10 protein-coding genes and 3 pseudogenes (1 of these 13 running past the window's edge) are annotated in these 12,663 nt (G+C 64.3%); 5 read left to right on the forward strand and 8 right to left on the reverse strand.

Features of this window, described 5'->3' with window-relative positions; genetic code table 11:
* From C7W88_RS07230 to C7W88_RS07240, 3 genes are all read right to left on the reverse strand, one after another.
* On the reverse strand, nt 1-234 hold the 5' portion of the coding sequence (locus tag C7W88_RS07230; protein ID WP_084281529.1) for a transposase. 222 nt of this gene lie to the left of the window's left edge; only the first 234 of its 456 coding nucleotides appear in the window; its start codon is at nt 232-234; its stop codon lies beyond the left edge, outside the window.
* Between the two features lie 584 nt (nt 235-818).
* Nucleotides 819-3,158 (reverse strand): EAL domain-containing protein, encoded by a 2,340-nt coding sequence (locus tag C7W88_RS07235; RefSeq protein WP_118073030.1) that lies wholly within the window; start codon nt 3,156-3,158, stop codon nt 819-821.
* Nucleotides 3,155-3,748, reverse strand: a complete 594-nt coding sequence (locus C7W88_RS07240; protein ID WP_240344874.1) for a methylamine utilization protein — start codon at nt 3,746-3,748, stop codon at nt 3,155-3,157. The genes C7W88_RS07235 and C7W88_RS07240 overlap by 4 nt, the downstream gene beginning before the upstream one ends.
* Nucleotides 3,749-3,932: 184 nt before the next feature.
* Here C7W88_RS07240 and C7W88_RS07245 point away from each other — a divergent pair, with 184 nt between their 5' ends.
* On the forward strand, nt 3,933-4,805 hold the full coding sequence (locus C7W88_RS07245) for a DUF3034 family protein (protein WP_118073031.1): 873 nt from the start codon (nt 3,933-3,935) through the stop codon (nt 4,803-4,805).
* An 11-nt stretch (nt 4,806-4,816) separates the two neighbouring features.
* Complete coding sequence (locus tag C7W88_RS07250; RefSeq protein WP_118073032.1) at nt 4,817-5,383, forward strand: group 1 truncated hemoglobin; 567 nt, start codon at nt 4,817-4,819, stop codon at nt 5,381-5,383.
* Between the two features lie 13 nt (nt 5,384-5,396).
* Here C7W88_RS07250 and dut read toward each other — a convergent pair.
* Together dut and coaBC are read right to left on the reverse strand one after the other, a co-directional pair.
* Nucleotides 5,397-5,863 (reverse strand): annotated as a pseudogene (gene dut / locus C7W88_RS07255) (dUTP diphosphatase).
* Nucleotides 5,850-7,040 (reverse strand): bifunctional phosphopantothenoylcysteine decarboxylase/phosphopantothenate--cysteine ligase CoaBC, encoded by a 1,191-nt coding sequence (coaBC, locus tag C7W88_RS07260; protein WP_118073033.1) that lies wholly within the window; start codon nt 7,038-7,040, stop codon nt 5,850-5,852. Before coaBC ends, dut begins: the two are co-directional and overlap by 14 nt.
* Before the next feature lie 100 nt (nt 7,041-7,140).
* On the opposite strand from coaBC, the gene C7W88_RS07265 reads away from it, so the two are divergent.
* Entirely contained in the window at nt 7,141-7,539 is a 399-nt protein-coding gene (locus C7W88_RS07265) for a hypothetical protein (protein WP_118074643.1), read from the forward strand.
* Nucleotides 7,536-8,108: a hypothetical protein gene (locus C7W88_RS07270; RefSeq protein ID WP_162895943.1), complete on the forward strand. Its 573-nt coding sequence runs from the start codon at nt 7,536-7,538 to the stop codon at nt 8,106-8,108. Before C7W88_RS07265 ends, C7W88_RS07270 begins: the two co-directional genes overlap by 4 nt.
* Nucleotides 8,109-8,132: 24 nt before the next feature.
* Here the strand turns inward: C7W88_RS07270 and C7W88_RS07275 are convergent, their stop codons facing one another.
* From C7W88_RS07275 to C7W88_RS07285, 3 genes and pseudogenes are all read right to left on the reverse strand, one after another.
* Nucleotides 8,133-9,227 carry an acyltransferase gene (locus C7W88_RS07275; RefSeq protein WP_240344875.1) on the reverse strand — a complete coding sequence of 365 codons (1,095 nt, stop codon included), beginning with the start codon at nt 9,225-9,227 and terminating at the stop codon, nt 8,133-8,135.
* Between the two features lie 13 nt (nt 9,228-9,240).
* A pseudogene (gene ubiB / locus C7W88_RS07280) lies at nt 9,241-10,799 on the reverse strand (2-polyprenylphenol 6-hydroxylase).
* A gap of 4 nt (nt 10,800-10,803) precedes the next feature.
* A pseudogene (locus tag C7W88_RS07285) lies at nt 10,804-11,552 on the reverse strand (class I SAM-dependent methyltransferase).
* A gap of 60 nt (nt 11,553-11,612) precedes the next feature.
* Between C7W88_RS07285 and mutM the strand changes: the two are divergent.
* Nucleotides 11,613-12,425 (forward strand): bifunctional DNA-formamidopyrimidine glycosylase/DNA-(apurinic or apyrimidinic site) lyase, encoded by an 813-nt coding sequence (gene mutM, locus C7W88_RS07290; protein ID WP_118073035.1) that lies wholly within the window; start codon nt 11,613-11,615, stop codon nt 12,423-12,425.
* The last annotated feature ends 238 nt before the right edge of the window (nt 12,426-12,663 follow it).

Genomic DNA, 12,663 nt, shown 5'->3' on the forward strand with positions numbered 1-12,663 from the left:
CGCGATACCGCGCCCCTCCATCTCCTTGCGGAGCAAACGACGCCACGTGAAGAGCTGGGATGCCGACATGCCATGACGACGGGCCACTGCGCTCACGCTCTGCTTGCCGGAATAGCTCTCCGCAACGATCGAGGCCTTCACCTCCGGCGGCCAGTCCCGCCGCTTTCCAGCGCCGGTGAAAACCTCGAAGCGCCGCACACCGCTGCTACCAGCATCATCACATGACATCGTCATAGCACCAGCGCCCCTCGACAATCAGGGCGCGGACACTCGGCGCTCCGTATCACCCGCGCAAGGTGGGCTCAGGACATCGCTTACGCACCGCCCCTCGGGGCGGTGTTTCCGTTTGTGGGCCACCCATCCTGTGGTGCGGTCTGGGTTACCTCCCCACGCGGATAGATCGGCCATGATTGGTCCTCCCGCATTTTGGGAACGCGCCTGTCCAGGCATTGTTCTGGGTTATGGCTCGTTATGGCGGCCATGACTCAGTGGAGCGATGCCGTACGGTATCGAGGATGAGCGCCTTTTTGTCTGGTTGCTTGAATGGCGTCGCGGACGGCCGTCTTCAACGCTGATCTCAGACTCAACCGGCAACTCGACGCCAGAGACCTCAAGGCGCGCCACCATGACCCGGACAGGGGAGCGGGTGATACCCCTCAGCAGCGCAACTTTGCGCCCCTTCGGCCTCCGCGTCGGCATCCATCTCTCCGGCGCAGATCAAGCCGCCAGAATGGACCAGCGATCACGCTTCACAGTTTCCCCGGCAGGTGGCTGGGAATGACGCGAAATGGCCGCCGTCATGACCTCGGAATCCGCATTCAACTTAAGCTGACAGTCTTTTGCTGGCTTGGCAGCAAGCGCTGCACCTGTTCGCCCGGAACAGGCCGGCCGATGAGATAGCCCTGGATCATGTCACAGCCTTCGTGGCGCAGAATGTCCATCAAAGCTTGAGTTTCCACGCCTTCCGCGAGAGTTTCCATCCCCAGTGCATCTGCCAGGGTGGCGATTGCCCGCACGATCGCGTGCGCACTGCCGCCTTCCTCCAAGGCACGCACGAAGCTCTGGTCGATCTTGATCTTGTTGAAGGGGAAGGAGCGCAGATAGCTGAGCGAGGAGTAGCCGGTGCCGAAGTCGTCGAGCGCCACGCGCACACCCAATGCCTGCAGCGAGTGGAGGAGCTTCAGCGTCTTGTCGACGTTGCCGATGAACACGCTTTCGGTGATTTCGAGTTCGAGGCGGCTTGCCGACAGCCCGCTTTGTGCCAATGCCTGTGCGATACAGGGGGCGAGGCCGTCGGTCATCAACTGGCGGGGCGAGATATTGACGGCGACACTGATATCTTCCGGCCATTGGGCCGCCTGGCGGCAAGCGTCGCGCAGGGCCCACTCACCGAGTTGCACGATCAGGCCGGTTTCTTCCGCGATCGGGATAAAGGTGGCCGGCCCGATCATCCCGTGTTCCTTGTGCGGCCAGCGCATCAACGCCTCGAAACCTTTGATGCGATTTTCCGACATGGAGAACAGGGGCTGGAAGTACAGTTCGAAATCACCGTCGCGGATCGCGCGGCGCAGATCGATTTCGAGGTGGCGCCGGCGGCTTGCCTCGGCGTCCAGCTCGGGTTCGAAGAAGTGGCAGGCGCCCTTGCCTTCGTTCCGGGCACGAAGAAGCGCAAGATCGGAGCACTTTAGCAAGCTATCGGAGCTACCGGCATCCTGTGGGCCAATCGCGATGCCGATGCTGGCCGAAACCGCGATGCTGCGCCCGTCGATGGTCAACTCGCGGTTGAGCAAAGTTTCGAGGGTTCTGGCCAAAGCCGTGCAATCGGTGGCAGGTTCAATCCCCTCGAGCAGAAGACCGAACTCATCGCCGCCTAGCCGCGCTACCATGGCGTTGGGAAAGCGTTCCTGCAGCGTCTGTCCCACGCTCCGCAGCAGCCCGTCGCCAAAGGGATGGCCCATCGCGTCGTTGATCGCCTTGAAATCGTCAAGATCGATGAAGGCGACAAGCGTGCGATGGCTTCCGCTTTGCCGGGCTACCGCACGATCCAGCTTTTCGATGAAGAAGCGGCGATTTGGCAGGCCGGTCAGCGCATCGTGGAGCGATGCGTGCATGATCTGCTGCTCGCGCTCTTCCACCGCATCGACCATTGCATTGAAGCTGGAAGCGAGTGAGCGCACCTCCATTGCCCCTTCGACCTTGACCTTGGCGACTGCACCGCCGGCGTAGGCGCGTGCGGCTTCCGCAAGGAGCTGCAGCGGCCGCGCAATTTCGCGGGAGAGGCGGACTGCGGCCCACGCACCGGCCAACAGGCCAAACAGTCCGATCAGCATCAGCACCAGGCGCAAGCTGAAATACCGGGCCAGCACCGAGTTCAGCGAATGTGCCATCACCAGGCGCGGCTCGTTGCCGTCTTCCAGACTCGGAATTGCCGAAACGCGGACGAGTCTCGGGCCGTCGCGGCCCTCCATTTCGGCGATCTGGCCAAGCTGGAGCGAAGCGAGGTGCCCGTAGAGTTGCGCCCGCTCGATCACGCGAGCCTCTATCGGGGCGGCCGACAGGCCTGAAAGCTGTGCCATGTCGGCCGGGCCAAGCGTGTTGAGCAGGACCAGCCATCCGGCAAGTTCGGGCATCTCGATCGGCACGGCAGCGCCCAGCGCTTGCGCTTGGCCGAGCCGGATGACGCCGCGATCGGCACCGTTTTCCAGCCGTGACAGCATGGCCGTGCCCTTGACCGTCGTGGCCATGTTCGAAGAGATTACGCTGCCGTCGAGCTGGACGATGGCCACTTCGCTGACCTTGGCGCGATCACGCAGGCTTTGCAGGGCCGAAACGAGGGTTGGCGCATCGCCAGTGGCCAGGGCTTCGCGAAAGCCGAAATCGTGGGCGACGACTTCGCCCGCGTCGGCCATCTGCCTTTGCCTGCTGGCAATGATCTGGTCGAACACGCGGGAATTGGCGGCAAGCTCGCGCTCGGCAGTTTCGTAGGCGAACGTGTTGACGCCTGAACCAGCCGCGATCAGCGTTGCGGTTGTGACCACTGCCAGCAACACGACGTACAGCAGTGCAATCCGGCTGCCGAGTGAACGGACGCGTACGCCAATCGCTTTGCGCAGGCGGCGGAGTGGCTGGTCAAGCGCCTGCACGATCGACCGTTTCATTTGCCGTTGCCAGGCCGCACCGCCACCATGATCCGGCCGCGGTTGCCCGGTTCCAGCACCATCTTGCCGCGCCACTCGCCACCTGTCCCGCGGATGCGGGGATGCCAGACGACGACATCATACGTGCCGCGACCCAGGCCCTCGATGGCGGCCAGTCCGTTCAGATCGCTGCGCGCGGCAAAGGGCGTGTCGGTCACGCGGATAAAGCCCTGCATCTTGTCGTGGATATTGCACCCCAGCGCGATCGTGCCGGCCACCTTGAACTGGTGCGTCCGCGTCTGGTCCTGCCCATAGAGGTCTATCTTGAATGGGCCTGGCCTGGAAAAGCTGTAGATCGAATGGCGCAGGTTATCGAGGTTCGGGAAGGCCACCACTGCGCCCACTGGCACGATCAGTGTGCCCGGCACGAAAGCCTGGTTCTTCTGCGCCATGGCATTGCGCCACGCGAAAGCCGGGCGGCGGGTGTTGCCAGCCGGTGGCCGGATCTCGATCACCGCATCGCGCAATGGAACGCCCGCCTGATCGACCACCTGCACCGGCAGCACGTTTGCCGGCGTGGCCGAGATCAGCAGCGGTAGCGTCAGCGCCAAGCCCAGCGGGCCGGACCGGCGTGCTTGATAAGACCAGGCTCTGAAGCGGGGGCGGTTTCTCATGAGGCCCGATTACGACAGAATGCCTTAGAAATTCAGAATCCTGCCTAGAGGTTGCTTTAGGATTTCCCAACAGCTCTTGATTAACCCTTTTGCCTCGTGGTTCGACAATGGTGGCAGAAGCATGTTCAAGAATTCGAAGTGGGGCGTGGCCATGGCCAGCCTGATGCTTGCTTGCCCTGCGCAAGCCGATCCGCTGTTGGACGGTGGAAAGCTGGTGCTGACCAATGGCATTTCCTCGATCGAGGGCGCCAGCGGCGGCGGGCTTGCCAGCTGGGCCACGATTGCAGGCATGGAAACCGACCGCGGGCTTGGGCTCTCCGCCCATGTCACTGGTATCGAGCTGGCCGACTATGGCTGGCAGAGCCACGGTTTTGCCGTGGGCATCAAGGACCGGCTTGAGCTGTCCTATGCCCGCCAGAACTTCGATACGCGCAAGGTTGGCGCTGCCCTTGGCCTGGGCGAGGGATACCGCTTCAATCAGGACGTCTTCGGCGCGAAGGTGCGGCTGATTGGTGATGTCGTCTATGGTTCGCCCCTGATGCCGCAGATCAGTCTGGGGGTGCAACACAAGCGGAGCCTTGATGGCGCCATTGTCAGGGCGGTGGGTGCAGCGTCGGCGTCGGGCACCGATTTCACGGCCAGCGCCACCAAGCTGTTCCTTTCGAAAAGCCTGTTGGTGAACGCCACCGCGCGCCTGACCAATGCCAACCAGTTCGGCCTGTTGGGTTTCGGCGGTCCCAACCAGACTGACCGCACGCTGCAGTTCGAGGGCTCGCTTGCGTGGATGCTGAGTCCACGCCTTGTCGTCGGCGGGGAATACCGGACGCGGCCCAGCAATCTTGCCATCGCGCGCGAGGATGATGCCCACGACCTGTTCGTGGCCTGGGCCGTCACCCGCAACGCCACGTTGACCGCGGCCTATACCGATGTCGGCTCGGTCGCCACTTTCGATGGCCAGCGCGGCGGGCTCGTCTCGCTCCAGATCGCATTCTGAGGAAGCTGTTGATGCCATTTGCCCTCGCCCTCGCGTTGCTTGCCGCCCAGCCGGTCACCCCCGATGCGCAGGAGCCCCCAGCTGCGCAGGACAATTTCTCCGGCGTCGATTGGGAAAAGGAATTCGGGGTCGAGAAGAAGGTAGCCGATCCTGTCACCGGCGAACTGCCGGTCGATCCCTATGAGCAAAGCCCTGCCAATGCGGAGGCCGCCCCCTTCACCGGCGACAGCATGGCCCGGGCCTTCGGCGGTCGGGATGGAATCCGCCGCATCGTGGATCGACTGGTCATGCTCAACGAGAGCGACCCGCGCATTTCCGCCATTTTCAAGAACCAGGATATGGTTCGCTTGCGACGCACCCTGTTCGAACAGTTCTGTTTCCTGTTGAACGCCGGCTGCGCCTATACCGGGCGCGACATGACGGCTGCCCACAAGGATCTCGGGATCACCCGCGCCGATCTCAACGCTCTGGTGGAAAACCTCCAGCAGGCGATGCGCGAGGGGCAGGTGCCCTTCGCTGCGCAGAACCGCCTTTTGGCAAAGCTGGCGCCGATGGATCGGCACATCGTCGAACGATGAAGGGCTGGCGGCCTTAGCCTTGCAGCGAGGCCAGCCCGCCGGTGGAGCCGAACCCGCCTTCGCCGCGCGCTGTATGGTCGAGCGTTTCGGCCTCTACCCAGATTCCGCGCGTAACCGGTGCGACGACGAGCTGGGCGACACGGTCGCCACGGCGGATCGCAAAGCTGTCGCTGCCGTGGTTGATGAGGATCACCTTCAGTTCGCCGCGGTAGTCGCTGTCGATCGTGCCGGGCGTGTTGGGCACGGTGACGCCGTGCTTGAGCGCGAGGCCGGAGCGGGGGCGGACCTGGATTTCGTAGCCTGCGGGGATGGCGACCGAGAGGCCGGTGGCCACGGCGTGGCGCGCGCCGGGGCCAGATCGACATCTTCTGCCGAGACCACGTCCATGCCAGCTGCGCCTGTTGTGGCATAGGCGGGGAGGGGCAGATCGAGCCCATGGGGCAGGCGCTTTACGAGGACGGGGACTTCAGGCGAGTGCATTGGCGATTCTTTCGATCAGGAGGGCGGCGGCGGCGTCCTTGGGCAGTTCCGGCAGGGTTTCGACGCCCGCCGCGCTGACGATGTGCAGGACGTTGCTCTCGCCGCCCATCTTGTGCGTGGCGACATCGTTGGCGACGATCCAGTCCGCGCCCTTGCGGGCAAGCTTGGCCCTGGCGTGATCGAGCACATCGTTTGTTTCGGCGGCAAAGCCTACGACCAGCGGCGGGCGACGATCGGACTTGCACAGCGTGGCAAGGATATCGGGGTTTTCGACCAGTTGCAGCGGCGGGACTGCGCCGGAGCCGTCCTTCTTTATCTTCTGCAGGGCTTCTCCGGCGCTGCGCCAATCAGCCACGGCGGCGACCATGATCGCGACGTCGGCCGGTAGCGCCGCATCGACGGCAGCGGCCATCTGGCGCGCTGTTTCCACATCGATCCGGGTTACGCCCTGTGGCGTGGGCAGGTTCACCGGGCCGGAGACGAGCGTGACCGAAGCACCTGCGCGGGCAGCGGCGGCGGCGATGGCGTAGCCCTGCTTCCCGCTAGAGCGGTTGGCGATGTAACGCACCGGGTCGATCGGTTCGTGGGTGGGGCCTGCGGTGATGAGGACGTGGCGGCCGGTGAGCGGCTTGCTCCCGCTGCCAAGCTGGCGCGCGATTTCCGCAACGATCGCAGGCGGTTCGGGCAGGCGGCCGGGGCCGAATTCGCCACAGGCCATTGCGCCTTCGTCGGGCTCCATCACCGTCACGCCATCGCCGCGCAGGGTGGCGACGTTGCGCTGCGTGGCGGGGTGCTGCCACATGCGCACGTTCATGGCGGGAACGGCAAGGACCGGCTTGTCGGTGGCGAGGAGCAGGGTGGTGGCGAGGTCATTGGCGATGCCGCCCGCCATGCGGGCCATGAGGTCTGCCGTGGCGGGGCAGACGACGACGAGATCGGCCTGGCGCGAGAGCTGGATGTGGCCCATCTCGACCTCGTTCTTGAGGTCCCACAAGGTGGTGTGGACGGGGTTTTCGCTCAATGCCGCGAGCGTCATCGCGGTGACGAAGTGCGCGCCGCCCTCGGTCAGTACGCAGGTAACGTCCGCGCCTTCCTTGTGCAGCAGGCGGACGAGTTCGCATGACTTGTAGGCCGCGATGCCGCCGCCAACGATGAGCAGGATGCGTGTTCCCTTCATGGACGGGGCTTGTGCAATGGCAGGGGCTTGCGCGCAATCCTTTTGCGTGACCGGATCGGATGCGGCACAGTCTGCATCAAACCATGACGGGGACCGGATGATGAGACTGATACTGACGGCGCTGGTATTCCTGGCGGGGCTGTTCGACCTGTTTCTGGCAATCGGCTTCCTCACCGGGCCGGAGCAGGCGGCGATGGGCTTCGGCATTGCCGCCACCGGGGTGGGCGGCGTTTCGACGATCCGGGCGGACTTCACCTCGTTCTTCGGCGTGGCCGCGTTCTGCATGATGTGGGGCGCGTGGCGCAGGAATGCCGACCTGATGCTGGTTCCGGCGCTGCTGTTCGGCACGGCATTTGTTGGCCGCGCGATCAATCTGGTGGTGACCGGCGCCTATCCCGGGTGGCCGGTGCCGATGGCGGTAGAGGCGGCGCACGTCGTGCTGATGCTCGCGGCGTGGCGGATGCTGCCGCATCACCGGTTGGAGGAGATTGCGGGGTGATGATGGTTGCTGGCGATATGCCCCCTTCTGCGGAAGAACAGGTTTTGCGCGAGAGGCTGGTTGGATGTGGTCTGAAGGCTGCAGGCATCTCGATGGTCTATGACGAGGACACTCAGGGCTACATCATCACCATCGGCGACGCCGCAGGTGTGACGAACGCGCATTTCGAGTGCATAGAAAAGGTTACGCTGGGGAATTGGCCTGTTTTCGAAGACAAGCAACTGGACCGCACCTTCAAAGAAGCCAGTTACGCGCGTGCTACGAACCTATGGCTTGCTGAGGCCAGGAAGATACTGCGCGAGCGCGGTTTGCTCGAAAGTCTGCCACGACGGTCGCACTATGCATCTGTCGATGAATTTGTCGCGGCGCTGGAGCGGCATTGCGGATTTGAAGTCGGCTCGATCCTCAAGGAGCGAGAAGGCAAGATCGAGATCTCGCCGGAAAATATCAGCGAAGGTCACGGTGACTACAGCCGACTTTCTGCTTTGATAGCAGCAGTCTCCCTTGCATCGGTTGAAATCGGCGATGTGAAGATCGGCTTCATCGGGAACGAGCGCCTTGCCGACTAACCCTGAAGCCTCTCGTCACCAGCCTTAGCGCGCCTTCCACCGACCCCAAAGCGCAAACACGGCGCGCTGGGCGGGGCGTTCGAATTTGGCGTGGCTGATGAACCCCGCCGCGATGGCGAGGGTGACGAACAGGATCAGGAACCACGGCTGGCGGGCGATGTCGCGCGTCAGGCCCATGGCATCGATGATCAGGACGAGCGTCAACTGGATCGGGATGTGCCAGAGGTAGATGCCGTAGGAAGCATCGCCGAGCTTCTGGCCGAACTGCAGGCGGCCCTTCTCGTCGTTGAGGTCGAGCGCCAGCGTGAGGAACAGGACCGAGAATGTGCCCGCGATGGTGGCAGCATCGCCGCTGCGATAGTTGGCCTTGAGCAGGAAGGCGCTGGCCAGCAGCGCCATGCCGAGCGGCAGGAGCGTGGCCGGGCGGAGCCAGCCTTTCAGCGTCGCGCCATAGGCCGCGCAGCCGAGCATGAAGTAGCCGACGCAGGACAGCACGTCCTTGTTGGGCAGACCCTTCAGCATGCCATAGAGCAGCAGCGCGCCCAGCGGCAGGCTCAGCGCCAGCGGGGCGCGGCGCAGCGCGGGGATGCTGACGAAGAACACGAGGTAGGCGAGGATTTCCGTCGATAACGACCACGACGGGCCGTTGAACGACTGGTTATCCTGCCAGCCCCAATACTGCATCAGCGGGATCGAGAGCAGGAAGTGCTTGAGATCGTTGGTGTGATAGATGAACTCGGTGCCGGTGCGGGCCACGTAGATGCCCTGAAGGATTGCCATCAGGCCCAGCGTCAAAAGGTGCAGCGGCCAGAGGCGCGCGATGCGGGCTGGCCAGAACCGCGCCTTGTAGTTGGCGTCGGCGAGATAGACGTGCGCGAAGACGAAGCCCGATACCGCCCAGAAATACTGCACGGCGGTGTGGCCGTGGTTGTAGAGCCACGAGAGCGCCTCGTACCACGGCTGGATCGCGCGGTTGACGTGCACATGGTATGGCACCGGCGGCACGAAAACGTGCTGGTAATGCCAGAACAGCACCATGATTGCGGCCAGCAGGCGCGACAGGTCCAGCGCGTGAAAGTGGCGCTTGGGCAAGCGCAGGTGCGAAAGGTCGTGGCTCAAGGGAGCGGTCTTCTCAGCCCCACCAGCCAAGGGCGTGGGTGCCGATGACGAGGGCGCCGCCCGCGAGGAAGGTGAGGAGCTGGCCGAACATGCCGCTCCCGCGCTTGCGGCGCTTGCGCTGCCACATCAGTTCGACCTTGGGCAGCGGCGGCGCTTCGGGTGCGCCGCCCTTTGGCGGGAAGCGGTCCTCAATGCGGCGGATCAGGTCGGGGATGCGCAGGAGAGTCTGCGCATCTTCGCGCACGCGGTCGGCAATGGCGGCTTCGGGGCCGAGCTCGTCACGCACCCAGGCGCGCACGAAGGGCGCCGAGGTTTCCCACATGTTGATCTCGGGATCGAGTTGGGTGGCGATGCCTTCGACCATGACCATGGTCTTCTGCAGCAGCAGCAGGTGCGGCTGGGTCTGCATGTCAAAATCGCGGGTGATGGCGAAGAGGCCGTCGAGCATCTGGCCGACCGAGAGTTCGGACACCGGCTTGCCGCGCATCGGCTCACCCACCGCGCGCAGGGCCGTGGCGAATTCGTCGACCGAGTGATAGCTCGGCACGTATTGCGCCTCGAAGTGGATCTCGGCGACGCGGCGATAGTTGCCGGTGGTCAGGCCATAGAGAATCTCGGCAAGCCACTGGCGGGCGCGGCGATCGATCCTGCCCATGATGCCGAAATCGATGGCGACGATGGTGCCATCGGGTTCCACGAACAGGTTGCCCTGATGCATGTCGGCGTGGAAGTAGCCGCCGTTGATCGCCTGCGTCAGGAAGGCAAGGACGAGGCGCTGGGCCAAGGCCTTGCGATCATGGCCTGCTGCGTCGAGCGCGGCCGTGTCGCTGATCTTGACGCCGTCGATCCAGTCGAGCGTCATCACGCGGCCGTTGGTGCGGTCCCAGTCGATGGCGGGGACGCGATAGCCGGCGTGGGCGCGCATCGTGTCAGCCAGTTCCGAGGCCGAGGCAGCCTCGCGGCGCAGGTCCAGCTCGCGCACTGTCCATCGCTTGAAGTTGGCGATGACCATGCGCGGGCGCAGGCGCGAGGCTTCGCCGCCTAGGCCTTCGAGATGGGCAGCGGCCCATTCGTAGGTGTCGATATCTCGCGCGAATTTTTCGCGCACGCCGGGGCGCAGGATCTTGACCGCGACCTTGCGGCCTTCGGTGGTGACAGCGGTATGGACCTGTGCGACCGAGGCCGCGCCTACGGGCACAGGGTCGAAGGAGGAGAACAGCGCTTCCAGCGGCTTTTCGAACGAACGCTCGATCTCGGCGCGGATCAGTGCAAAGTCCACCGGGGGAGCTGGTCCTGCAGCGCGAGCAGGTTGTGCGCCGCTTCCTCGCCGACAAGGTCCGGGCGGGTGGCGAGCGTCTGGCCGAGCTTGATCGCGGCGGGGCCGATGGCGCGGAAGGCCCCGGCGTAGTCGGGCGTCTTGGGCTGGATCGTGCCGAAACGCGCAACCTTGCACAGGGTGCGGACGGGCGAGGGCGTGTTCGGATCGTTCTCGATCCCGCGCAGCGCGCCGTGCCGGGCAAGCGTGCGGCCCCAGCCGAGCAGGCGGCGGATATGCGTGGCGGGAAGGGTCAAGCGATCAGACCTTCCATCCCGAATGGATCGCGACGAGGCCGCCGAGGATCGGTTCGACCCGGGTGCGCTTGAAGCCTGCGGCCTGAATCATCTTCTCGAACTCGGGCATCGGCGGGAAGCGGCGGATCGATTCGATCAGGTAGCGATAGGAATCCTCGTCGCCCGCGATCATCTGGCCGAGCTTGGGCACCAGCTTGTGCGAATAGGCGTCGTAGATTTCGGAAAAGCCGGGCCACTCGGTCGTCGAGAATTCGAGGCAGAAGAAGCGGCCACCGAACTTGAGGACGCGGTGAGCCTCGGCAAGGGCGCGGTCGATGTGTGTGACGTTGCGGATGCCGAAAGCGATGGTGTAGGCGTCGAACATGCGGTCCGGGAAGGTCAGTTCCTCGGCGTTCTGGCGCGACCATTCGAGGCCTTCCAGCCCACGTTTCCCAGCGCGTTCGATGCCGACGTCGAGCATGTCCTGGTTGATGTCGGACACGGTGATCTGTGCGCCGTGCTTGGCCATGCGGAAGGCGATATCCCCGGTGCCGCCGGCCATGTCGAGAATTGCCTCGCCCGGCTGGGGGCGCACCCGCCGCACGAACTTGTCTTTCCACAGCCGGTGCATGCCGACCGACATGGCATCGTTCATCACGTCATACTTGCGCGCGACGTTCGAGAAGATCGCGCCGACGCGGCCTTCCTTCTCTTCTGCCGGATGTCTTCGTAGCCGAAGGAGGCGGTTTCGTGCGCGGATTCTGATGCGGTCATGCCTTGGCCCTTTAGTGGGGAATTGCCCGGACGGCAAAGACTGATAGGGGTGGAGGGGATATGCCGGAATTGCCAGAAGTAGAGACGACCGTTCGCGGCCTTGCAACCGTGCTGGAGGGGCAGGTGATCACGAGCGTTCGGGTGAACCGTGCCGATCTGCGGCGGCCGTTTCCGGTCGATCTGGCGCAGGCGCTGACCGGTGCGCGGGTGACGGGGCTGGCGCGGCGGGCCAAGTATGGCCTGATCCATACCGACCGCGAGCGGACGATGGTGTTCCACCTCGGCATGTCGGGACGCTGGCGAATCGATCCGGAAGACATCGGCAAGCACGACCACCTCGTGCTGGAGACCGGGGAAGGCAGGGTCCTGTCGCTGAACGATGCGCGGCGGTTCGGTTCCGTGGACCTTGTCGACAGCGACAAGCTGGCGAGCTGGCCGCAATTCGCGGCACTGGGGCCGGAGCCATTGGGACCTGATCTGACGCCGAAGGTGCTGGCAAAGGCGTTCAAGGACCGCATTGCGGCGGTGAAATTGTTGCTGCTCGACCAGCGCATCGTGGCGGGGCTGGGCAATATCTATGTGTGCGAAGCGCTCTATCGCGCGCGAGTGCATCCGGCGCGCGAGGGCGGGAAGGTCAAGCCGGGCGAACTGAAGCTGCTCGTCCCGGCGATCAAGGCGGTGCTGGAGGAATCCATCGTGGCCGGCGGATCGACCTTGCGCGACTATGCCCGGCCCGACGGCGAGCTGGGCTATTTCGCCAAGGACTTTGCCGTCTATGGCCGCGAGGGCGAGCCGTGCACCTGCGGCGGCACCGTGGAGCGCATCGTCCAAGGCGGGCGATCGTCGTTCTTCTGTGCGAAGTGCCAGAAGTAGCTTCGGCGCTTTCCTGTTTCACGCAGAGACGCGGAGAAGAAAGGGGAGACGCGGAGGAGAGAAGAGAGTTTGAGGCGGCTGCGCCGCAGGCGCCTTCCCAAGAACTCTGCGCCTCCCTTTCTTCCTCTGCGCCTCTGCGTGAACCATTCCACGCTTTGCTACAGAAGATCATCCGCTGGCGAGTGCGGACGGTAACGCCGAGGGGAAGCTGACAGATCGCGCGACCGGTGCGGTGCCG

The organism is Novosphingobium sp. THN1, assembly GCF_003454795.1.
Taxonomy (GTDB): Bacteria; Pseudomonadota; Alphaproteobacteria; order Sphingomonadales; family Sphingomonadaceae; genus Novosphingobium.

Coding starts and splice junctions, on each gene's coding strand:
- C7W88_RS07235 (WP_118073030.1), bottom strand. CDS start 3,158: ATGAAACGGTCGATCGTGCAGGCGCTTGACCAGCCACTCCGCCGCCTG.
- C7W88_RS07245 (WP_118073031.1), top strand. CDS start 3,933: ATGTTCAAGAATTCGAAGTGGGGCGTGGCCATGGCCAGCCTGATGCTT.
- C7W88_RS07250 (WP_118073032.1), top strand. CDS start 4,817: ATGCCATTTGCCCTCGCCCTCGCGTTGCTTGCCGCCCAGCCGGTCACC.
- coaBC (WP_118073033.1), bottom strand. CDS start 7,040: ATGAAGGGAACACGCATCCTGCTCATCGTTGGCGGCGGCATCGCGGCC.
- C7W88_RS07265 (WP_118074643.1), top strand. CDS start 7,141: ATGAGACTGATACTGACGGCGCTGGTATTCCTGGCGGGGCTGTTCGAC.
- mutM (WP_118073035.1), top strand. CDS start 11,613: ATGCCGGAATTGCCAGAAGTAGAGACGACCGTTCGCGGCCTTGCAACC.